This window comes from Novosphingobium sp. (assembly GCF_027489515.1).
In the GTDB taxonomy this organism is placed as follows: Bacteria; Pseudomonadota; Alphaproteobacteria; order Sphingomonadales; family Sphingomonadaceae; genus Novosphingobium.
Genome location: NZ_JAIXZS010000015.1, coordinates 1 through 22,599, shown reverse-complemented (window position 1 = coordinate 22,599; position 22,599 = coordinate 1). Strand labels below are relative to the sequence as shown.

At 67.5% G+C, this 22,599-nt stretch carries 17 protein-coding genes; 11 read left to right on the top strand and 6 right to left on the bottom strand.

Annotated features, from left to right (window positions below):
* Positions 1-11: 11 nt before the first annotated feature.
* Positions 12-881 (bottom strand): 3-methyl-2-oxobutanoate hydroxymethyltransferase, encoded by an 870-nt coding sequence (gene panB / locus Q0082_RS01400; RefSeq protein ID WP_298189078.1) that lies wholly within the window; start codon positions 879-881, stop codon positions 12-14.
* Positions 882-1,119: 238 nt separating this feature from the next.
* On the opposite strand from panB, the gene Q0082_RS01395 reads away from it, so the two are divergent.
* The 6 genes from Q0082_RS01395 to Q0082_RS01370 all read left to right on the top strand — a co-directional run bounded on the left by Q0082_RS01395 (position 1,120) and on the right by Q0082_RS01370 (position 9,725).
* A complete protein-coding gene (locus tag Q0082_RS01395; protein ID WP_298189075.1) occupies positions 1,120-2,640 on the top strand; it encodes an amino acid permease in 1,521 nt (506 codons plus the stop codon).
* A 140-nt stretch (positions 2,641-2,780) separates the two neighbouring features.
* A complete protein-coding gene (locus Q0082_RS01390; protein ID WP_298189072.1) occupies positions 2,781-3,557 on the top strand; it encodes a hypothetical protein in 777 nt (258 codons plus the stop codon).
* Positions 3,457-5,040 (top strand): DUF6504 family protein, encoded by a 1,584-nt coding sequence (locus tag Q0082_RS01385; RefSeq protein ID WP_298189069.1) that lies wholly within the window; start codon positions 3,457-3,459, stop codon positions 5,038-5,040. The genes Q0082_RS01390 and Q0082_RS01385 overlap by 101 nt, the downstream gene beginning before the upstream one ends.
* A complete protein-coding gene (locus Q0082_RS01380) occupies positions 5,033-8,488 on the top strand; it encodes an error-prone DNA polymerase (protein WP_298189066.1) in 3,456 nt (1,151 codons plus the stop codon). Before Q0082_RS01385 ends, Q0082_RS01380 begins: the two co-directional genes overlap by 8 nt.
* A 50-nt stretch (positions 8,489-8,538) precedes the next feature.
* Positions 8,539-9,030: a GNAT family N-acetyltransferase gene (locus Q0082_RS01375; RefSeq protein ID WP_298189063.1), complete on the top strand. Its 492-nt coding sequence runs from the start codon at positions 8,539-8,541 to the stop codon at positions 9,028-9,030.
* Positions 9,031-9,062: 32 nt separating this feature from the next.
* Entirely contained in the window at positions 9,063-9,725 is a 663-nt protein-coding gene (locus tag Q0082_RS01370; protein ID WP_298189060.1) for a phytanoyl-CoA dioxygenase family protein, read from the top strand.
* On the opposite strand, the gene Q0082_RS01365 is transcribed toward Q0082_RS01370, so the two are convergent.
* Positions 9,726-12,413, bottom strand: a complete 2,688-nt coding sequence (locus Q0082_RS01365; RefSeq protein WP_298189057.1) for a hypothetical protein — start codon at positions 12,411-12,413, stop codon at positions 9,726-9,728.
* Between the two features lie 71 nt (positions 12,414-12,484).
* Here Q0082_RS01365 and Q0082_RS01360 point away from each other — a divergent pair, with 71 nt between their 5' ends.
* The 4 genes from Q0082_RS01360 (at position 12,485) to Q0082_RS01345 (ending at position 16,513) form a co-directional block, all read left to right on the top strand.
* Entirely contained in the window at positions 12,485-12,790 is a 306-nt protein-coding gene (locus Q0082_RS01360; protein ID WP_298189052.1) for an Hpt domain-containing protein, read from the top strand.
* Between the two features lie 88 nt (positions 12,791-12,878).
* A complete protein-coding gene (locus Q0082_RS01355) occupies positions 12,879-14,102 on the top strand; it encodes a hypothetical protein (RefSeq protein WP_298189049.1) in 1,224 nt (407 codons plus the stop codon).
* 51 nt (positions 14,103-14,153) lie between these two features.
* Complete coding sequence (locus tag Q0082_RS01350) at positions 14,154-15,110, top strand: hypothetical protein (protein ID WP_298189048.1); 957 nt, start codon at positions 14,154-14,156, stop codon at positions 15,108-15,110.
* Positions 15,107-16,513 (top strand): HAMP domain-containing sensor histidine kinase, encoded by a 1,407-nt coding sequence (locus Q0082_RS01345; protein ID WP_298189045.1) that lies wholly within the window; start codon positions 15,107-15,109, stop codon positions 16,511-16,513. Before Q0082_RS01350 ends, Q0082_RS01345 begins: the two co-directional genes overlap by 4 nt.
* Positions 16,514-16,529: 16 nt before the next feature.
* Here the strand turns inward: Q0082_RS01345 and Q0082_RS01340 are convergent, their stop codons facing one another.
* The 3 genes from Q0082_RS01340 to gltX all read right to left on the bottom strand — a co-directional run bounded on the left by Q0082_RS01340 (position 16,530) and on the right by gltX (position 19,592).
* The gene (locus tag Q0082_RS01340) at positions 16,530-16,721 is read right to left on the bottom strand and encodes a hypothetical protein (protein ID WP_298189043.1); all 192 of its coding nucleotides are present in this window, start codon (positions 16,719-16,721) and stop codon (positions 16,530-16,532) included.
* A 30-nt stretch (positions 16,722-16,751) separates the two neighbouring features.
* Complete coding sequence (locus Q0082_RS01335) at positions 16,752-18,038, bottom strand: citrate synthase (protein WP_298189040.1); 1,287 nt, start codon at positions 18,036-18,038, stop codon at positions 16,752-16,754.
* Between the two features lie 84 nt (positions 18,039-18,122).
* On the bottom strand, positions 18,123-19,592 hold the full coding sequence (gene gltX, locus Q0082_RS01330) for a glutamate--tRNA ligase (RefSeq protein ID WP_298189038.1): 1,470 nt from the start codon (positions 19,590-19,592) through the stop codon (positions 18,123-18,125).
* 29 nt (positions 19,593-19,621) lie between these two features.
* Between gltX and Q0082_RS01325 the strand changes: the two genes are divergently transcribed.
* Positions 19,622-21,856, top strand: coding sequence for a ComEC/Rec2 family competence protein (locus Q0082_RS01325; protein WP_298189036.1), 2,235 nt, complete (start codon positions 19,622-19,624; stop codon positions 21,854-21,856).
* On the opposite strand, the gene lexA is transcribed toward Q0082_RS01325, so the two are convergent.
* Positions 21,850-22,542: a transcriptional repressor LexA gene (gene lexA, locus Q0082_RS01320; protein ID WP_298189033.1), complete on the bottom strand. Its 693-nt coding sequence runs from the start codon at positions 22,540-22,542 to the stop codon at positions 21,850-21,852. The two genes, Q0082_RS01325 and lexA, sit on opposite strands and share 7 nt — an antisense overlap.
* Between the last annotated feature and the right edge of the window lie 57 nt (positions 22,543-22,599).

Genomic DNA, 22,599 nt, shown 5'->3' with positions numbered 1-22,599 from the left:
CAGATATTCCCTTACTTCGGCTGGTAGGTCTGTTCCACCCCTGGAAAGGTGCGAGCGCGCACTTCGGCGGCGTAGGTTGCGGCCGCGGCGGAAATGGTCTCGGCCAGATGTTCGTATATCTTCACGAAGCGGGGGGTGCGCTCGAACATGCCGAGCATGTCGTCGGTCACCAGCACTTGCCCGTCACACTGCGCCGAAGCGCCGATGCCGATGGTCGGGCAGGGGACGGCCTCGGTAATCGCGACAGCCAGCGGTTCGACCACGCCTTCGACGACGATGGCAAAGGCCCCGGCCTCGGCAATCGCGCGTGCATCGCCCACGATCTTCTCCGCCTCCGCCGCGCTGCGCCCACGCGCGTTGTAGCCGCCGAGCACATTGACCGCCTGCGGGGTGAGGCCGACATGGCCCATCACCGGAATGCCGCGCGCGACAAGGAACGCGACCGTCTCGGCCATCGCGACCCCGCCTTCGAGCTTGACCGCATCGCAGCCGGTTTCCTTGAGCAGGCGCGAGGCGCTCGCGAAGGCCTGGCTAGGCGAGGCTTCATAGGCGCCGAAGGGCATGTCGACCACAACCGCCGCGTGATAGGAGCCGCGCACAACGGCGGCGCCATGCGCGCACATCATGTCGAGCGTGACCGGAACGCTCGAGGGCAGGCCATAGATCACCTGGCCGAGCGAATCCCCGACGAGCAGAAGATCGCAATGTGCATCGAGCAGCTGCGCCTGGCGCGCGGTGTAGGCCGTCAGCATGACGACCGGGTGCTCGGTGACCCCGTCCACCTTGCGCTGCCGGATGCCGGGGATGTTGAGCCGCTTCATCGGCGCCGGCGTCGGATGTGCGCGGCTGGTGGCGGTGTCGAGGACATAGGTCGTGGACATTGGTGAGGTTTCCTGTCGCAGGACCCGCGCTTTTAGAGCAATGCCGCAAAGCCGCAAGGCTTGGTCCGTTTCGGTGCGGCACTGTTCCGTCGCGGCGCATGGCGCTTATGGAAAAAGCGCTTTGCGGCGGCGGTTCGCAGCGCTAGCACTCATGTCAGCAAACCTGGTGCCATGAGCCGCGTCCGCACAGAGGGTGTAACGGGCGCAACCGGCTTCTGGACCAAGGCGGGAGAAATCAATGTTCGGTCGCGTCAAACCACTCGACGCCATTCTTGCAACTGCCGAGAAGAAATCGCTCCATCGTTCGCTCGGCGCGTTCCAACTGACCATGCTCGGCGTCGGCGCCGTCATCGGCACCGGCATCTTCGTGCTGACCGCGGAGGCCGCGCAGAAGGCGGGTCCCGGGATGATGGTGAGCTTCATCATCGCAGGGTTCGTCTGCGCCGTGGCGGCGCTGTGCTACGCGGAAATGGCCGCGATGGTGCCGGTCTCGGGCTCTGCCTATACCTACAGCTACGCCGTGATGGGCGAACTCGTCGCGTGGATGGTCGGCTGGGCGCTGATCCTCGAATACGCGATCGCGGCAGGTGCGGTTTCGGTCGGCTGGTCCGGCTACATGGTCGGCTGGCTCAACACGAGCTTCCATCTCGACATACCGCTGACGCTGGTGCGCGGGCCGTTTGACGGCGGCGTGATCAACTTGCCGGCGATGGCGATCGCCGGGCTGATCACCTGGCTCCTCGTGCTCGGCACCAAGGAAAGCGCCACGGTCAATGCGGTGCTCGTGGCGATCAAGATCGTCGCGCTCTCGCTGTTCGTCGCGCTTACCCTGCCGGTGATCAAGAGCGGCGAGTTCGTGCCTTTTGCGCCCAACGGCTTTGCCGGCATTTCCGGTGCGGCGGCCTCGATCTTCTTTGCCTATGTCGGGTTCGATGCGGTCTCGACCGCGGCGGAAGAGACCAAGAACCCCCAGCGCAACATGCCGATCGGCCTGATCGGCAGCCTCGGCATCTGCACCGTGTTCTACATGCTCGTGGCTGCCGGCGTCATTGGCACGGTGGGTGCGCAGCCGATGGCCGGCCCCAATGGCGAGATCCTCTCGCCCGGTACGCCCGCGCTTTCGGCCGCTTGCGCCGCGATCCAGGACAACGCAGTGGTCTGCTCGAAGGAAGCTCTCGCCTGGACGCTGCGCAGCGTTGGCTATCCCTTTGTGGGCTGGCTGGTGGGCGCTGCTGCAATCATCGCGCTGCCCTCGGTCATTCTGATGATGATGTTCGGCCAGACCCGCATCTTCTTCGTGATGAGCCGCGACGGGCTGCTGCCGGAGTTCTTCTCGAAGATCCATCCGCGCTTCCGCACCCCGCACGTGATCACGATGATGACCGGGGTGTTCGTCTCTGTCTTCGCTGCGTTCTTCCCGGTCGGTCTGCTGGCCGACGTGTCGAACTCGGGCACGCTGTTCGCCTTCGCTGCGGTTTCGGTCGCGGTGATCGTGCTGCGGCGGACCGAGCCCACGCGCCACCGTCCGTTCCGCACACCGGCCGTGAACATCGTCGCGCCGATTTCGATCGCGGGCTGCATCTACCTGTTCTGCAGCCTCTCGGCGGTGACGATCCAGCTGTTCTTCGGCTGGGCTGTCGCGGGTCTTGTGGTCTACTACACCTACAGCCGCAACCGCAGCCATGTCGGGCGCGGCACGGTCGAAGTGCATGAGACGGACGCGGACATTCCGCCGCAATCGGTGCCGCCCATCGTTTGATCGCCGCATCAGGCAAAGCCTCGAGGGCCGCTTCCCGCACCGGGAGGCGGCCCTTTTGCATGGAAGGGCCCTTTTGCATGGAAGGGCAGGGTGTGCGGGGAGGCGCTTGCATGGCGGGAGAATAAGAACATAATAGGAACATGAATCGAATCGAAGCCCGTTCCGAAGTCCATGTCCTGTCCCCGCCGCTGGCCGCAGGTCTGCGTCGCGGTTCTGTCTCCCGCGTGCTTTCCGGCGCCAAATCCGCGCGCTGGCGTCCCGGAGTCACCACCGGGTGCCGCCATGCCGAAGTCTTCGCCCCTGCCGGAGAAGCGAGCGGTGCGGCGCTGGCGCTGGCGCTGGCGCGCGATGCTCTTGGCTTTGATGCAGAGGATCAGCGCCTCTGGCTCTGGGTGCAGGACAAGGCGGCGCTCAGGCTCTCGGGCCGGCCCTATCGCCCGGGGCTCCCGCCGCACTTGCGCCACCGCCTGATCCATGTTGCCGCGACAACGCCTGAGGACGCGCTCTTTGCGCTGGAAGAGGGGCTGCGCTGCCGTGACCTTGCCTTCGTGATCGGGGAGATTGCGGGCAACCCCCGCGCGCTCGATTTCACCGCCTCGCGGCGGCTCAGCCTTGCGGCGGAAAAACACGGCACCGCGCTTTGGCTGGTGCGGCTGGACGCACGCAGCGATCTCGGCTCGGCGCGGATGCGCTGGCGCGTCACTGCCGCCGCCTCACCGCCGCCGCGCTGGAACCCGCAGGCGCCCGGCCGCGCGACATGGAACGCCGAGCTGTTCCGTGCCCACACCTTTCAACCCGGATACTGGACCTTGCGCGATGACGACACCGCTCTCGCTGCCGAGCCCGCCGGTTCTGGCACGCCGGATCATGGCGATCTGGTGCGCGGATCTGGCGCTCGATCGCTGGCGGCTGGCTGAAGGCTGCGCAGCGGGCGAGGGCAGTGACGCCGCACCGCTCGCGCTGATCGCCGAAACCGCTCATGGCCCGCGCATCGCCGCGGTCAACGCCGCCGGCGCGGCCGAGGGCGCGCGCGCGGGTGCGATGCTGGCGGATGCGCGCGCGCTTTGTCCGGCACTGGCCGTGCGCCCGGCTGATCCGGCCGGGGACCTGGCCTTCCTCGAAGCCCTTGCGCTCTGGGCGCAGCGTTGGGGGCCTTGGTCAGCGCTCGATCCGCCCGATGGCCTGATCGTCGATACTACTGGCGCCGCGCATCTGTTCGGCGGGGAGGCCATGCTGCTCGCCGATGCGCGTGCCCAGCTTGCCCGGCGCGGCCTTGTCGCGCGCGCGGCGATCGCGCCCACGGCGGGTGCAGCCTGGGCGCTGGCCCATTACGGGCCCGAGAGCGCAATTCTGGAGGGCGCCGACCTGATGGACCGCCTCGCCGGGCTCCCGGTCGCGGCCTTGCGGCTCGATGACGATGTCCTGCTCCTCCTGCGCCGCCTTGGCCTGAAGCGGCTGGGCGATCTCGCCGGCATCGGGCGCGAGGCCCTGGCGCGGCGTTTCCGCAACCGCCGCTCCCCAGGCGCGAACCCGCTGGTGCGGCTCGATCAACTCCTCGGCCGTGTGCCCGAGCCACTGCTGCCGGTGATCGCCGCTCAGCAGCCGATGGTGCAGCGCCGCCTGATGGAACCCATCCGCCACCGCCCGCTGCTCGACCGCGTGCTGATGGACCTTGCCGAAGACATGGCGCGCGCGCTGGAGGGACGCGGGGAGGGGGCGCGGCGGCTCGAACTCGCAGCGTGGAAGGTCGACGGTGATGTCCTCGTGCGGCGGCTCGAAATGGCCGCCGCCACCCGCGATCCCGCGCATGTCTGCCGTCTCTTTGCGGCGCGGCTCGATGATCTCGATGCGGGCTTCGGGATCGAGCTTGTCCGACTCAGTGCGCCGTGGACCGAGCCACTGGCGCTCGCGCAGGCCGAGCTTGATGCGGCGGCCGAGCGCCATGGCACCAGCCTTGCCGCCTGCATTGACCGGCTGACGGTGCGGCTTGGCACAGAGGCGGTGCGCCGCCCCGTGCCGCGTGCCAGCCACCTGCCCGAACGCGCGCAGCGCTGGGCCCCGCCGCTGGAGCCTATGCCGGGCCTTCAGGAAGACTTCGCCTTCCACGAGCGGCCCTTGAAGCTGCTCGACCGGCCCGAGCCCATCGCGGTGATCTACGAAGCGCCCGACGGGCTTCCCCGCCTGTTCCGCTGGCGCGGCGGCGTGCACGAGATTGCGCGCGCCGAAGGGCCTGAGCGGATCGCCCCGGAATGGTGGCGCGAACGCTCCACCGTGCGCCTGCGCGATTACTACCGCATCGAGGACAGCACCGGCCGCCGCTACTGGATCTACCGCCATGGCCTTGCCGGCGATGGCCGTGGCGGCGCGCCCGAATGGTTCCTGCAGGGGCTCTGTGCCTGAGGGACCGCTCACCCCGGCGCGCCGGCATGTTGCGCCCGATGATGTCTCAGGTGCGCCCGCCCGCGCGCCCTTCGTCGAACTGGGGCTCGTCACCTGCTTCTCCTTCCTGCGCGGGGCCTCCGATCCGGTCGACCTCGTGCTTGCTGCGCATCGGCTAGGCTATGATGCGGTCGGCGTGGCGGATGCCAATTCGATGGCGGGCGTGGTGCGCATCCACGGCGAGGCGAAGGCCTTGGGCGTGCGCCCGGTGATCGGTTGCCGGATCGAGACCGTCGAGGGCCTCGCCTTCCTCGCCTATCCCGAGACACGCGCCGCCTATGGCCGTCTGTGCCGCCTGATTTCGGCAGGGCGCATGGCGCGGCTCGATGGGGAATGGCAGGCCAAGGGCGTCTGCGAGATCGATCTTCCGCTGCTGGCGGCGCATGCGGAGGGTGTCCATCTCGTGCTGCTACCGCCGCATGACTTGGATCAGACGTTCACACTGGAAGTCGAAAGCAACGTGATCCCCCTCCCGCTGGCGGGAGGGGTTAGGGGTGGGCAGGCGGCAAACGTTGCGCCTGAACAGCCCGCACCAGAACGTGAGGGTAGCCGAGTATCCCTGCCTTTTGCCGCGCTTGTCCCCCATCTTGTCCACAGCCTGCCCAGCATGCGCCATGTGGCGGCGAGCTATCTCTACAGCGGCGACGATCTCGCGCGGATCAGTACGCTCGATGCGCTGGCCAGAGCGCATGGCCTGAGCCTCTTGGCGACCAACGATGTCCACTACCACGAAGCCGCCCGGCGCCCGCTTCAGGACGTGATGACGGCAATCCGCCACAAGACCACCGTCGCCCGCGCCGGGCATCTTCTCCATCCCAATGCCGAGCGGCACCTGAAATCGCCCGCCGAGATGCTCCGCCTGTTCGAGCGCTGGCCCCATGCCATCACCGCTGCGCGCGATCTTGCCGATTCCTGCACCTTCAGCCTCGATGAACTCAGCTACGAATACCCCGAGGAGATCTGCCCCGAAGGCCGCACCCCGCAGGACTGGCTGGAGGAACAGACCTGGCTCGGCGCGGCGGAGCGCTACCCCTCGGGCGTGCCCGACAGCGTGTGCGATACGCTGGCGCGCGAATTGGCGCTGATCGGCAAACTGAACCTCGCAACTTACTTTCTAACCATCAAGGATATCGTTGATTTTGCGCGCAATCAGGATCCACCAATCCTGTGCCAGGGGCGCGGCTCGGCGGCCAATTCGGCAGTGTGCTATTGCCTTGGCATCACGGCCGTCGATCCGGCGCGCCATGCGCTGTTGTTCGACCGGTTCATTTCCGAGGATCGCAACGAACCGCCCGATATCGACGTCGATTTCGAGCACGAGCGGCGCGAGGAAGTCATCCAGTACATCTACCGCCGTTATGGCCGCCAGCGCGCGGGGCTCTGCGCGACGGTGATCCACTACCGCCCGCGCATGGCGATCCGCGAAGTGGGCAAGGCGATGGGCCTCACCGAAGACGTCACCGCCGCCCTCGCGCGCACCGTCTGGGGCGGCTGGGGCAGCGAGGTGGCAGAGCGGAACGTGGAGCAGGCGGGGCTTGACCTTTCCGATCCACACTTGAAGCGAGTTCTGAAGCTCACCGAGCAGATGATTGGCATGCCGCGCCATCTTTCGCAGCATGTCGGCGGCTTCATCCTCACGCAGGGCCCACTGACCGAGACTGTGCCGATCGGCAATGGCGCCATGGCGGACCGCAGCTTCATCGAATGGGACAAGGACGATATCGACGCGCTGGGCATCCTCAAGGTCGATGTGCTGGCGCTCGGGATGCTCACCTGCATCAGGAAATGCCTCGATCTTTTGGGCGAGCACCACGGCCGCGAACTCACGCTCGCCACCGTTCCGCGCGAGGATCCGGAGACATACGCGATGCTGCGCAAGGGCGATTCGCTGGGGGTGTTCCAGGTCGAAAGCCGCGCGCAGATGAACATGCTGCCGCGCCTGCGCCCGCGCGAGTTCTACGATCTCGTCATCCAGGTCGCCATCGTCCGCCCCGGGCCGATCCAGGGCGACATGGTGCACCCCTATCTCCGGCGTCGGCGGGGGGAGGAAGCCGTCAGCATCCCCGCGCCGGGCCCCGCCTTCGGTCCGCCAGACGAGCTGACCTCGATCCTTGGCCGCACGCTCGGCGTGCCGATCTTTCAGGAACAGGCGATGAAGATCGCGCTCGATGCGGCCAAGTTCACCGGCGCCGAGGCCAACCGCCTGCGCAAGGCGATGGCCACCTTCCGCCGCCGCGGCATGGTCGATGAACTGCAGGACATGATGGTCGAGCGCATGACCCAGCGCGGCTATGACCGCGATTTCGCGCAGCGCTGCTTCAACCAGATCCGGGGTTTCGGCGAATACGGCTTTCCCGAAAGCCACGCGGCAAGCTTTGCGCACCTCGTCTACGTTTCGAGCTGGCTCAAGTGCCACTATCCGGCGGCGTTTGCCTGCGGCCTGCTCAATTCGCAGCCGATGGGCTTCTACGCGCCTGCGCAGATCGTGCGCGATGCGGTGGAGCACAAGGTCACGGTGCTGCCGATCGATGTGAATCACTCGGTGTGGGATTGCACGCTGGAGCAGGAGGGGGAGGCACTGCGCCTTGGCCTCAGGCAGATCGACGGCCTGCCCGAACATGCCGCCGCCGCGCTCGTTTCCGCGCGCGAGGCGGGGGGGCGGTTCGAGGATGTGGCTGCGCTCAAGGTGCGGGCAGGGCTCTCACCCGCGATGATCGAGCGTCTGGCGGCGGCGGATGCCTTCGGCTCGATGGGGCTGCCGCGTCGGCAGGCGCTGTGGGATGCGCGCAGCCTGATTGCCGCCAATGCCCTGCCGCTGTTCGCCGCAGCGGACGCGCGCGAGGAGGGGGAGGAGCGCGCGCGCACCCGGTTGCCGACGATGCCGCTCTCGGAGGAAGTCGTCGCTGATTACCAGACTCAGCGGCTTTCGCTGAAGGCGCACCCCATGGCCTTCCTGCGCGCCGAACTTGCCGAGCGCGGCTTCGTGCGGGCGGCAGACCTGCGGAACCGGAAGCTGCGCTCGATGGTGCGCGTTGCGGGCGTGGTGCTGGTGCGCCAGCAGCCGGGCAGCGCCAAGGGGGTGTGCTTCATCACGCTTGAGGACGAGACGGGGGTGATCAATCTCGTGATATGGCCCGATCTCAAGGAAAAGCAGCGCAGTGTGGTGATGGGTGCGCGACTGATGGAAGTGCGCGGCCGGGTGGAATACGACGACGAGGTAATCCATGTAATTGCCCAGCATCTGACGGACGCGAGCGAGGGGCTGGCGCGGCTGTCAGACGACGCGCTGCAGCCTGCCATGGCCCGTGCCGACGAGGTGAACCGCCCCGTTCCCGGCCGTGTCCCGCCGCCCGCACGCAGCCATCCGCGCAATGTCCGCGTGATCCCCAAGTCGCGCGATTTCCACTGACGGCGCGTTTGCCACAATTGCGCCGCGAGCCTCGGCTAGGCGCGCGGCCCATGGATATCGTGAAACTGGGCCCGGATGACACGGCGCGCTTCCTCGCGCTGCGCCAGATCATGTTCGACGCCGAAGCCATGAGCTTCCGCGGCGCCGGCGCGGATGACGACGCCATCGGCCTTGCAGCCTGGCGCGAGCGGCTGGCACGCGATCATGTCTATGCCGTGGTGCGCGGCGGCGAATGGCTGGCCGTCGGCGGCCTCACGCGCATCTCCGGGCAGAAGCTCGATCACAAGGGCCTCGTCTGGGGCATGTACGCCGTCCCCGCCGCCCGCGGCACGGGCGCCGCAGCGCGCATTCTGGAGCAGCTCGAAGCCACGGCCCACGAGCTCGGTCTGCGCCAGCTGCAACTGACCCTGATGGCCGACAATCCCCGCGCCCAGGCACTCTACGAACGCCACGGCTATGTGCTCTACGCCAAGGAACCGGACTCGGTGCGGCGGGGCGATGGCAGCTACGTGGACGAAGCGCTGATGTGGAAGCGGCTGTAGTTCTGGCCAGACCAGCGTACAAAGCCGTCGTCATGCAATTGGAAACGGACGGAGCACAGCATTTCCCGGGAGCGGCCCTGCCTGTGCTGCCGAACTTGTTTGCCGCCTTCCAGGATCTGGAAGCGGGCAAGGCTGGCGTCAGGCTTGCGCATGCTTACGGCATTGCCGATGTGCTGTCTCCGCAAGGCGCCATTGGCGCCATCGCTGCGCGCTTTCGCGGCAACCTCGTAAGGCCCGTTCGCGCGGTTCTCTTCGACAAGACCCCCGCGCGGAACTGGGGCCTCGGATGGCATCAGGACCGGACAATCTGCGTGAAGGCGCGCCATGATACGCCCGGTTTCGGCCCTTGGACGATCAAGGCAGGACTGACCCATGTGGCGCCGCCGTTCAGCTATATCGAGCGCATGATCACGCTGCGCGTTCATCTTGATGACGTGACACACGACAACGCGCCGCTGCAGGTGGCCCTTGGATCGCACAGCCTTGGTCGCATCCCTGCAGGCGAGGTTGAAGCGGTCGTTGCTCGCTGCCATGACCATGCCTGCCTGGCCCGGGCGGGCGATATCTGGGCCTATGCAACGCCCATCCTGCATGCTTCCGATGCGGCCATCCGACCAGCCCGGCGGCGGGTGCTGCAGATCGACTACTCGGCAGACGAACTGCCCGATGGTCTGAACTGGCTCGGCGTCACCTGATCACGTCCGCAGCCGCTCGATCCCCTGCGCCAGCGCCACATACAGTTTGCCCATGTCCGACGAAAGCAGCGTCACGCCCAGCGCATGGCCGTCGCGGGTCGAAAGCAGCTGGCGCAGCATCGCCTCGAAATCGTGGATGTAGCGGTTCACGTGGCCGCGGAACTCGGTGTCGGTTTCGTAGTGCTGCTGCACCGCGCGCACTTCGCCGCTGTCGAGCAGGCTGACCGCGCGGCGGGTGAAGATGCCGCGGTCGCCGCGCAGGTACGAGGCCCAGGCGGTTTCCGAAACGTCGGCCGAGAGCACCTTAGTGATGTCGATTGCGGTGGAATTGAGCGATTCGGTAATCAGTGCAGTGCGGCGCGCGAAATCGTTGTCGACCTGCTCCTCGGCGCGTTCCCGCGCGCGGGCGACGCGGTTTTCGAGGTTGCCGGCCAGCTCATCGACCTTGGCAAGCTGGTCGCGCATCTGAATCGCGGTCTCGCGGCTCGCGGCGGAGGCGCTGTCTATCGCGTCTTCGAGCCGGGCTACCAGTTCGGCGCCGCGCCCCTGCAACACGCGGACAATCGAGGCCGAAAGCTGCCCGTCGATATCCTGCGAAAGCGCCTCGCTGTCTTCCCGCGCCGCTGCGATGAGCGCGCGCAACTCGCCTAGCCGCGCTTCCTGTTCGGCAGCCTGCGCGGCGAGCGTCTTCTGCATGCGGCTCATGTCGGACACGGCGGACTTGAGGCTGCCGCGGGTGCTTTCCACATCCTGCGAGAGCACCCGGCCGGTATCGCCCGCCTCGCCAAGCGCCACGCGCACGGCCTCGACACGGTTTTCGAACGCGCCCAACTCGCTGGTTGCGCCGTCCAGTGCGGCGGGGAGCGTCGTGCCGGCATGCTCGCTGCCGGCCTGAATCAGCTCGAGCAGGCGGAAGGCCGCATCGGTCAGCGTGCCGATATGGCCGTCGGTCCCGCCCAGCGTCTTGCGCATGTCGACCAGCCGCTGGTTGAGCGTTGCAAGTGCTTGATCGATAGTGGCAGCGGCCGTGTCGCCTGTCTCGCCGGCGGAGCGCAGCACGCCGTTGAAGGCCGTGACTTTCGCCGCGATCGCTTCGCACTGCGCGCCCAATGCCTGCGCTTCCTCAAGCTGGCGCTGCCTCTGCGCCTCGACCGCCACGTCGAGTTCGGCGAGTTTGCGTGCAAGGGCCTCTGCGGCTTCGGCCCCGGCTGCCGCCATGGCCGTGCGGCGCTCGCGGATTGCGCTGTCAAGTTCGGCGAGGCTCTGCGTGAGCGCGGCGCGCTGTTCGGCCGAGGCGACTTCGAGATTAGCGCGCCGGGCGGCTAGCTGCTCGTCGAGCAGGCTGGCATCCTCGGCAAGGCGGCGGGTGAGTTCGGCGGCATTGGCCTCGAACGCGGCAAGCCGGTCGCGCGAGGCCGAGATGAGGTCTTCGTGATCGCTGCCAAAGGCCTTGATCGCTTGCCGCAGCGCGGTGATCTGCGTTTCCGACCGTTCGGCAAACTGCTGCAGCGCGCTATCCTCGGCGCTGCTGAGCGAGCGGCTGAACGCGCCGCTTTCCGCGCGCATCGCGGCAAAGCGCGCGCCGAGCGCAGCGAGCGTATCTTCCTCGCTCCGCACGATCGCCTCGCGCTGGCGGACGAGTTCCTCGTTGAGGGTTTCGGCACGGGCGCGGATCGCGGCCAGCGCGGCAATTTCCTCGGCATCAAGGCGCTGGCGATGCGCCTCGGTGCCTTCCTCGAGCGCAGCGAAGCGCGCCTCGCTCAGCGAGGCAATGCGCGCGGTGCTTTCCTCGAACGCGGCCAGCGCGGCGTCGACCCGTTCGCGCACGGTGCCGACCTGCCGCTCGCTGGCGATGCCGAACTCGTTGAGACGCTGGAAGCCGGCGACAAGGTCTTCAAGCTGGACATGCGCGGTGCGACCGGCATTGGCGATGGTGTTGGTGACGTCCTTGGCGGAATTGGCGATCACTGGCAGCTGGCCGCGCAGCTTTTCCATGTTTTCAAGCGCATGGTCCGAAACCGTGGCGATCTGCTCGACCTGCGCGCCATTGCTGGCGATCAATGTCTGCAACTGCCCGGCGTTGCCGCTGATCCGCTCCACTGCGATGCGGCCGAGCGACTCGAGATCGCGGCCTTGCGCTGCGAGAAAATCGCGGGCGAGCGACAGTTCGGTGTTCACTGCGGCCAGCCGGCGCTCAAGCTGCTGCGATTCGAGGCGGAGCAGCTGTGCGGCATCGCCAAAGCGCGCCGCCTCGCGCCGACTGCCTCGGCGGACGAGCACAAGCGTGACGAGCACCACAAGCACAGGCGCGGACCACGCTGAAACGAGACCAGTCCAAACCCCCATGGGCTGGGCCTGCTGCATGGTGGCGAGATTGCCGGCCGCGAAGGCAGCCGTCCACGCAGCGATCAGGGCGCTGCCAATGGCCGGGCCGAGCCATTCCCGCTGGAGGGGCGGGGCTGCTTCGTCCGTGTCGTCCCAGATCGCCGTGTTTTCCTCCGCAGCGGAAGAGATCGGCCACGCGTTCTCTGCCGCTTCATCGCTTGCGGCAGCGACGATTCCGCCGGCCTCGGCATCGTCTCGCAGTGCCTCGCCTGCCAGACGCTTGCCCAGCCTCACGGCAGCAGCATTCGCTGCGCCGTCATCTGCGCCGCCTTCAAGTGCGATGATCTTTCTTCCCCCGGACATGACAGCCTGCTTACCACACATCGGGCCGCCGCTTAAAGGCACCTTAACCCGTATCGAATATTCCCTCCGCCATGGCTTACCTTGGCGATGCGATCGATGCCCACCTGGCAGTAGCGACCGGTGATGATGCCGAGCTGTTTCGCGAACTGCGCGCTGCTTTTGTCGAAAGCGCACGCCGCCAGCTTGACTTGCTCGGCCGTTCGCGCTGCGACGGCAATTGGGAAATGGCGGCGATGCGCCTCAAAAGCCTTGCGGCGACTTTCCACGCCGATGAGCTGATCGCCCTGGCCGATCACGCCTTGCGCGGCGCTCCCGGCGAGCCGACGGTCCTGCGCCAGATCGCTGCAGCGCTCGATTCGATCGAACCCACCGGCTAAGACGCGGCCAAGCTTGGCATTATCGCCCTGCCGCCCTACCATGGGGCAAAGGGAGGTCGCCGCCTTGCGGGTTGCATTGCTGTCGTTGATGGACGCCGCTCAGGGCGAGCCACAGGGTCTTCGCGGCCTGCTGCCAATCGGTGGACGCTCGATCCTGCGCCACCAGCTGGGCCTGGCCATGGCGCTCGGCTGCTCGCGTATCGTGGTTCTCGCTGAAACGCTCACGAACGACCTCGTCGCGCTGCAGCATGCGGCGGAAGCGGGCGGCGCGCGGTTTCATGTCATCGCATCGGCACGGGCGCTCGCACCCCTCGTCGCGGCCGAGGACGAATTGCTGGTGCTGGGCGAGGGGCTTCTTGCCATGCCCGAGGATGCGCTGCGCCTGCTGGGCGACGGTCCGGTGGTACTGACCTTGCCGGTTGAAACGGGGCTGCCGCTGGGCTTCGAACGGATCGATATCAACAATGCGGGCGCGGGGGCCATGCTGCTGCCGGGCAAGCTGATTGCCGCGCTGGGCGATCTGCCGGGCGATTGGAACCCGGGCTCGGCGCTGCTGCGGATTGCCTCACAGGCGCGCATCATCCAGCGCGAGCTTCCCGCGCTTCTGCTCGATCAGGGCCGCTGGCGCCTGATCCGCGACGAGGCCGAGGCACACCGCGCCGAGCCCGGCTGGGTGCGGCTCCACACCGCCGGCGCCGAAGTGCGCTCGCCGGGTTCGTGGATTGCCGCCGGCATCGTGCGGATGCTCGGCCCCGCGCTGCTGCATGCCGGCACACGGCCTTATGTGATTGCGCTTGGCGCGGTCGTCATGGCGCTGCTGGGGACCGGTGCGGGCTGGTTCGGGTGGACCGGCGCCGGCTTTGCGATGCTGGCAGTGGCCTGGCTGGTGCATCAGGTGGCCAGCCTCCTCGCGCGGGTCGAGCGGGATTCGCTGATTTCTTGGTCGGACGGTGCGCCGCTTGACCATCTCGCCGACTGGGTTCTCGACGGCATGTTCATCACGCTCTGCGCATGGCGAAGCGAGATACCGGCGGTCACAGGCGTGCCGTGGGGCATCGCCTGGTTTCCCCCGGTCGTGCTGTTCATGCTGCTGCGGCTGCTCCAACGCCTGCGACCGGGCGAGGCGTGGATTTGGTGGCTGGGCGACCGCTTCGTGATCGGCGCGCTGCTGACGGTTTCCAGCATCCTGTTCCCGTTCGATTTCGTGCTGCGGGCGCTGGTGATAGCGTTGCTGGTCGCCGGGTTCCTCCTTGCCGCAAAGGCCGACGAGCCGGTACGGACCAGTCCCGGAGACGGCGGGCGGGCCGCATGAGCGCGCGCCGCCTAACCCCGAATTAACCAGCACGGACTAAGGCTGGCAACGATGGCCACACCCGCACCTTCCGGCGCCCAGGCAAGCGCGAGCGCCTCGCCGATGGCGCAGGATATCGCCGCCGCGCGCGGTGCGGCTGCGCATGTCGTGCCGATCCTGCGCCATCTCCTGCGCAGCGATGACAACTCGATCTTCAGCGACGAGATCGTCGCGCGGGTGCGCGGCATGTTCGTCGACCTCGCGCGCCAGCTGGTGGTCGCGCTGGCGGCCGCCGCAGGTCATGCCGAACCGGAGGGCTGGGCGCACGAGGCTGCCGACGAGCTTGCGCACGTGCTGGCTGACAACCCCGCCTTCCTCGAGCATTTCCACACACTCGCGCTTGAGTGGCATTGGACGGTCCGCCTGGAACGCAGCCGCGCGCTTGATCCCGTCCTGCCACCACTGCTCCAGGCGCGGATGAGCGATCCCGACGCCGCCAGCTCGGCCGCGGCGATGAACCTTCTCGCCGCGCAGGCCCGCTTCTGCCAAAACCGGCGCCGGATGCAGCTGCCACTTGGCGAACTGCCCGGCGATCTCGTCCACATCGCGCTCGTCACTCTGCGCGCACACGTCGGCCTCGATGCCTCAGCCGAAGCTTATGCCTTGATCGCCGACCGCAGCGTCCGGACAGAAATCGACGAGAGCCGTTCGCGGCTCGCCCAGATGGGCCGTGTGCTCGATGCGATGGGAGACCGGGCGGGCGCCGCACTCGATATTGACCAGGCCGGCGTCGCGCTGTTCCTGACTGCGCTGGCCCGCGGCTCCGGACTCAGCCGCGAGGGGGCGATCATTGCGACGATCGACGGCCAGTTGCCCCGCCTCGTACTGGCACTCAGGGCTTGCGGTCTTGCGCCGGCAGGCGTCGCGGCCGCTGCGCTGGCATTTCATCCCGAGGCCGAACTGCCGCAGGGCTATACCGAACTCTCCCCCAGCGAGGCCGCGACGCTGCTGGCCGAGCCGTGCCCATGAGCGCGCTGCGCGAGGAAGGCGCCGCTCCGACGACGCCCGGCGGCTTGATCCGTGCCCGCACCGATGGCGAAGACCGGCTGATCGCGGCCGACGAGCCGCTGGCGGGCTTCCAGATGCGCTCGGGCACCGGCGTGCCGGGTGCCATCGCGATGCCGGCGCTTCTGGCCCTTGTGCGCCGCGTGCGCCGGACCGGGCAACCGGCCTCGCGCACAATCCTCTCGTTCGACGATGGGCATCCGGTCAGCGCCTTTGCCTGCGTGTCGCCGCAAGGCGAGGGTACCGCGATCGAGCTCAGCCAGTGGCATCGGGGCGAGGAAGCGGCTGCAGAACCGCCGGTGCCTGATGTGCTGCTGCATCACCTCGCTGAGGCGGAGATACTGCTCGACGACGCCCAGCGCGTGATCGTTGCTGATGTTCGCGCGGACGATCTGGCCGGCCTCGCCGCCGCGCTGGAAACAGGGCGTGGAAAGTATTGGACCGATTTCGTGAAGATCGAGTTGGTGAGCGATCTCATGACGGCGCGGCAGGGGCCGCTCCATTGGCGGCTGCTCGATGATGCGCCGTTCACGGTCGAGGGATCGGCGCGTGGCTGGCGCGCGCGGATCTTGCCACGCGGGCAGGGCGGTTTTGTGCTGCTGGCAATCCCCGAGGCGATCGAGACACTTCCTGCCGGCCCGGCAGCCACGGCCGCAACCCGGGGCGAAGAAGACCAGCCGCCCGGCTGGAATCGCCTGCTCGGCCGCGATCTTGCGCCTGCGCTGCGCCAGCCGATCACCCGGATCATCGCCAATGCCGAGACGATCCGGACTCGGCTCGCCGGCCCGCTGGCCGACGAGTACGCAAGCTATGCGCACGATATCGCCGAGGCCGGCCGCCATCTGATGAGCCTCATCGAAGACCTCGCCGACCTCGAAGCGGTCGAGGCGCCCGGTTTTGCCCCGGCGCCGGACCAGATCGATCTCGCTGATTGCGCGCGGCGCGCGGCAGGCATCCTTTCAGTGCGCGCGCAGGAACGCGGCATTACGCTGAAGACCCCTGCAGCGGACATCCGTGTCCCCGCGATCGGCGAATTTCGCCGCGTGCTGCAGGTTCTTCTCAATCTTGTCACCAATGCGATCCGCTATGGTCCGGCGGGCTCCACGGTCACGCTCGCCTGCGGGCTCGATGCGCGCGGCGCCTGGATTGCGGTGCAGGATGAGGGGCACGGTCTCACCCCCGAGCAGGCCGAGCGCGTGTTCGACAAGTTCGAGCGGCTCGGCCGCAGCGGCGATGGCGGGACTGGCCTCGGCCTCTACATCTCGCGCCATCTGGCGCGTGCCATGGGCGGCGATCTCAAGGTGACCAGCGCAGCGGGCGAGGGCGCGCGCTTCGAGCTCACTCTTCCGCCAGATCGCGCCGCCTGACCGGACGACCAGACGTTCAGCGGCGGCGCTGCGCCAGCAAGAGCAGTCCGGCGCCCACCGCGGCCAGCACGCCGCCCCAGAGGATCCAGACTTTCTGCTCCAGCATGAAGCTGGACGCCGGCCACATGATGAGGCCGGCTCCCTGACCCATCCAAAGAAGGCCCATGAGGAGGGCGAGCAGGCCAATCACGCGCAGGATCAAGGTCATTTCGCTCTCCTCAAGGTGTCTGGCGGCGCCTTAGCGCTTGTCGACAGGAACGTAGTCGCGCGCCGCGGGCCCCGTGTAGAGCTGGCGCGGGCGGCCGATCTTCTGGCCGGGGTCGCTGATCATTTCGTTCCACTGCGCGACCCAGCCCACGGTGCGGGCGAGCGCGAAGAGCGCCGTGAACATTGCGGTCGGGAAGCCGATCGCCGAGAGGATGATGCCCGAATAGAAGTCGACGTTCGGGAACAGCTTCTTCTCGATGAAGTACGGGTCGCTCAGCGCCAGTTCCTCGAGCCGCAGCGCGGTCTCGAACAGCGGATCGGTGACCTTGAGCGAGGCAAACACCTCACGCACCGTCTGCTGCATGACCGTCGCGCGCGGGTCGTAGTTCTTGTAGACGCGGTGGCCGAAGCCCATCAGGCGGAACGGATCGTTCTTGTCCTTGGCGCGCGCGATGTAGTGCGGGATGCGGTCCGGCGTGCCGATTTCCTTGAGCATGTTGAGCGCTGCTTCGTTCGCGCCGCCATGCGCCGGGCCCCACAGACAGGCGATGCCGGCCGCGATGCAGGCAAAAGGATTGGCGCCCGAGGAACCGGCCAGACGGACGGTCGAGGTCGAGGCATTCTGCTCGTGGTCGGCGTGGAGAATGAAGATGCGGTCCAGCGCGCGCTCGACCACCGGGTTCACCTCGTATTCCTCCGCCGGCACCGCGAAGGTCATGCGCAGGAAGTTGCCGGTGTAGGAAAGGTCGTTGCGCGGATAGACGAAGGGCTGGCCGACCGAATACTTGTAGGCCATCGCCGCGATCGTCGGCATCTTGGCGATCAGGCGGTGCGCGGAAATCTTGCGCTGCTCGGGGTCCGAGATGTCGGTCGAGTCGTGGTAGAACGCCGAAAGTGCGCCGACGACGCCGCACATGATGGCCATCGGGTGCGCGTCACGGCGGAAGCCGCGATAGAACACCGAAAGCTGCTCATGGACCATGGTGTGGCGGGTGATCGTGCGGGTGAACTGCGCAAGCTCGTCGGCCGAGGGCAGCTCGCCGTTGAGCATCAGGTAGCTCACTTCCATGAAGCTCGAATGCTCGGCCAGCTGGCCGATCGGATAGCCGCGGTGAAGCAACACGCCCTCGTCACCGTCGATGTAGGTCAGCGCGCTGTCGCAGCTTGCCGTGCTGGTAAAGCCCGGATCGTAGGTAAACTTGCCGGTCTCGGCATAGAGCTTGCGAATGTCGATGACGTCCGGACCGATCGTGCCGCTCTTGATCGGCATCGTGATGGCCTTGCTGCCGTCGTTCAAGGTCGCCTGGTTGTCGCTCACGCTCTAGCCTCCTCTTTATTCTTCAACCTGTGCGGCACGCGGCCGTCTTGCTTCGGTTCGGGCCTGAACCCGGAAAGTTACAGTCTATGCCGCGCCGGCCTGGTCCGCGATCCGGGCGAGCGACTCGTCTCGTCCCAGAAGTACCAGTACGTCGAAAATCCCCGGCGAGGTAGTCGTCCCCGTCAGCGCGGCGCGCAGGGGCTGCGCGAGCTTGCCGAGCCCGAGCCCACGCTCCTCAGCCATGGCCTTGAGTGAAGCCTCTAGTGCACCGGCTGTCCATTCCTCGGCGGCAAGCCGCTCAACCATCGCGCCAAGCAGCGCGCGCGCATCGTCCGAGAGCAGGCCGGATGCCTTCTCATCGAGCGCCAGCGGCCGCTGCGCGAAGAGGAAACGCGCGCCGGCGGCGAGTTCGTTGAGGTCCGCCGCACGCACCTTCAGCACCGGCATCGCCTGGATCAGGAGCGCAAGCTCTGCATGGCCAAGCGCGCCAATGCGCTGCGCCACCAGCGCCGCCAGCCGCGCATCTTCCGCCTCGCGGATGTAGTGGCCGTTGAAGCTCTGGAGCTTCTTGAGGTCGAAGCGCGCCGCGCCCTTGCCGACATCGCCGATCTCGAACCACTCGACCGCCTGCTCGCGGCTGATAATCTCGGCATCGCCGTGGCCCCAGCCAAGCCGCAGCAGGTAGTTGAAGACCGCCTCCGGCAGGAGCCCCAGTTCGTCGCGATAGGCATCGACGCCCAGCGCGCCGTGACGCTTGGAGAGCTTGGCCCCGTCCGCCCCGTGGATCAGCGGAATATGAGCGTAGGCTGGATCTTCCCAGCCGGAACCCTCGACCGCCTGCATCGCGCGGATGATGACGATCTGGCGGAAGGCGTTGTTGATATGGTCGTCGCCGCGGATCACGTGGGTGACGCCCATGTCATGATCGTCGACAACCACCGCAAGCATGTAGGTCGGCGTGCCGTCCGAGCGCAGGATGACGTAATCGTCGATCTCAGCGTTCTGTACCGTGATCGGGCCCTGCACGAGGTCCGGAATCGTCGTGGCGCCCTCACGCGGCGCCTTGATGCGGACGACCCATGGCTGGCCTTCGGGCCATGTCGCCGGGTCGGCATCGCGCCATTCGCTCTCGATGCGGAAGGGGCGGCGCTCGGCCTGCGCGGCGGCGCGGCGGGCGGCCAGTTCTTCCTGCGTGAGGTAGCAGCGATAGGCGTGGCCTGCCTCCAGCAGCTTGTGCGCTACTTCGGCATGCCGTTCGGACCGTGCGAACTGGAACACCGGCTCCTCGTCACCGCCAAGGCCCAGCCAGTTGAGGCCGTCGAAGATCGCCTCGATCGCCGGCTCGGTCGAGCGGGCGCGGTCGGTGTCCTCGATGCGCAGGAGGTAAGTCCCGCCGTGATGCCGCGCAAAGAGCCAGTTGAACAGCGCCGTACGGGCGCCACCGATGTGCAGGTAGCCGGTGGGCGAGGGAGCAAAGCGCGTGACCACGCGTCCACGCACAGCAGCAGCGCCCGCGCCTGATCCTGCAGAAACGGTGTCACTGGCGCTTGCCATTGCGGGCGCGATCCTTCCTAATCCACGTCATGCCGCCGACACTGGCCCAACCTCTTGGCGAACCTGCTTCGCGGCGGACACGCCTCTGGGACAAACTCGCCGCCTTGTCCAGCATGCACCGCACCATCGAGGCGTTCCTTGGCGCCCACCCGTTCGAACGCGGGCCATGGCTGGCGGTGGGCTTTGCGCTTGGAATCGCTTGCTGGGCGGTGTTGCCGGGGCCGTGGCAATGGGCGGGCTTCATCGCATTGTGCGGTGCGGCGGCGATGGGCGGGCTGATGATCGCCGGTGATGGTGACCTCGGCTATCTGCGCGCGGCCGTCATCGGCATGGCGCTGATGCTGGGTGCGGGCTGCACCACCATCTGGATCAAGTCGGCGATGGTCGGTCAGCCCGGAATCGCGCGGCCCGAAGTCGCTATGGTGCAGGGCCGTGTGCTTGACCGGCAGGTCGAAGGCGCGCGCGATCGGGTGCGTCTGCTCGTCCGCGCGCAGGTGGAGGGACACGGCGAGACGCTGCTCGTCCGGCTCAACCTGCCCGACACAGGCGACTCGCCGGCGCTGGTCGAGGGCGCCGAAGTGCGCATGCGCGCCAGGCTGATGCCGCCCGCCCCGCCGATGCTGCCCGGGTCCTACGATTTCGCCCGTGCCGCATGGTTCCAGGGCCTCGCCGCCACCGGCAACGTGGTCGGACCAGTCACGATTGTCGCGCCGGCCGAGGAAGGCTGGTCGCTCAGGCAGTGGCAGCAGCGGCTTGCCGACCATGTCCGTGCGCAGCTGTCGGGCTCCCCCGGCACGATCGCGGCGGCGTTCGCCAGCGGTGACCGCGGCGCAATTGCCGAAAGTGATGAAGAGGCCATGCGCGATGCCGGCCTTACGCACTTGCTCTCGATCAGCGGCCTGCACGTGAGCGCGGTGATCGCGGGCGCCTATTTGCTGACGATCCGGCTGCTTGCGCTGTTCCCGTTCATTGCGCTCAGGGTGCGGTTGCCGCTGCTGGCAGCTGGTGTCGGGGCCAGTGTCGGGCTGTTCTACACACTGCTGACCGGTGCTGAAGTGCCGACGGTGCGGTCTGTGGCCGGCTCCTTGCTGGTGCTGGCCGCGCTGGCGCTGGGGCGCGATCCGCTCTCGCTGCGGCTGCTGGCGACGGCAGCGATCATCGTCATGTTGCTGTGGCCCGAGGCGGTGCTGGGGCCAAGCTTCCAGATGAGCTTTGCCTCGGTGATCGCCATCGTCGCATTCAGCACTTCGGCGCCGGCCAAGGCCTTCCTTTCGCACAGCCACGAGGGGCGCCTGACGCGGCTGGGGAGGCACATCGCCATGCTGCTGCTGACGGGCCTTGTCATCGAACTGGCGTTGATGCCGATCAGCTTGTTCCACTTCCACCGTGCCGGCATCTATGGCGCTGCGGCGAACGTGGTCGCGATTCCGCTCACGACGGTGCTGACGATGCCGTTGATTGCGCTGGCGCTCGCGCTGGATCTGTTCGGGCTGGGGGCGCCAGCGTGGTGGGCGGTCGGCAAGTCGCTCGAACTGCTGCTATGGCTCGCGCACCTCGTGGCCGGCCAGCCGGGTGCGGTGACGATGATGCCGGGGATGAGCGGCGGCACCTTTGCGCTGTTCGTGGGGGGGCTGCTGTGGCTGGCGCTGTGGAGCGGGCGGGTGCGGCTGTGGGGTTTTGCGCCTATCGGACTGGGCATGGCTGCGCTGCTGCTGACGCGCACACCCGATGTACTGATTTCGGGCGATGGGCACCATGTGGGTATCACCGGCGAGGGACCGGACCTGCTGGTGCTGCGAGCGGTGCGGGAGGAGAGCTATACGCGCACGGCGCTGCTGGAGAACGCCGGGATGACCGGTGATGCGGTCGCGCTGGAGGACTGGAAGGGCGCGCGCTGCAATCTGGATTTCTGCGCGATCGCGCTGATCCGCGGCGGGCGCCGGTTCGATCTGCTCATGGCGCGCGGGAAGTATCTGGTACCGATCCCCGTGCTCGCCGCGGCATGCGCGCGGGCTGATATCGTGGTGGCAGACCGCCGTCTTCCTGCCGCCTGCAAACCGCGGCTCCTGAAAGCCGACCGCGCGTTACTTGCCCAGACCGGCGGGCTCGCGATCGATCTTGTCTCGGGCCGGGTGCGGAGCGTGGCGGAGACGCAAGGCGAGCACGGCTGGTTCCGCCGCCCGCCGCCCAATCAGCCCCGGAGGAAGTGGCAGGGTCCGGCCCCGGTTGCTACCGGAATGCCGGACCCCAAACCCGTTCAGTGATAGCGGCGCAGGAGCCCCGCGAGCTTGCCCTGCACCTGCACTTCATGCGGCTGGTAGTACTGCGGATCGTAGGCCGCGTTGGCCGGATCGAGCCGGACCATGCCGCGCTCGCGCCGTAGGTACTTGAGTGTCGCTTCCTCGCCGCGCACCAGTGCGACAACGATCTCGCCATCCCGCGCCGTGTCGGTGCGGCGCACGAGGGCGTAGTCGCCATCGAGAATACCGGCCTCGACCATCGAGTCACCGGAAACTTCCAGCGCATAGTGTTCGCCCGAGCCGAGCAGTGCGGCGGGGACGGGGAGGGTGGCGGTGCCTTCCAGCGCTTCGATCGGAACGCCCGCGGCGATACGGCCGTGGAGCGGGATCTCGATCACATCGTTCGCCGGTTCGCGAGCAGGCGCCGGATTGCGCAGCGGAGCTAGTGCGCTGGGCGCATTGGCTGCGGCCCGGCTGGCGGGCTTGGCACCACCGGCGTCGCTGTCACGGATCACTTCCAATGCGCGGGCACGGTTGGGCAAGCGGCGGATGAAGCCGCGCTCTTCCAGCGCCGAAATCAGCCGATGCACGCCAGACTTCGATTTGAGGTCGAGCGCTTCCTTCATTTCCTCGAACGAGGGGGAGATGCCGGAATCCTCAAGGCGGGTCTGAATGAAGGTCAGCAGTTCATGCTGCTTGCGCGTGAGCATCCGTGCGCACTCCCATCTAGTGAACGAATGCGGAACGAATAAGCAACGAAATATTAG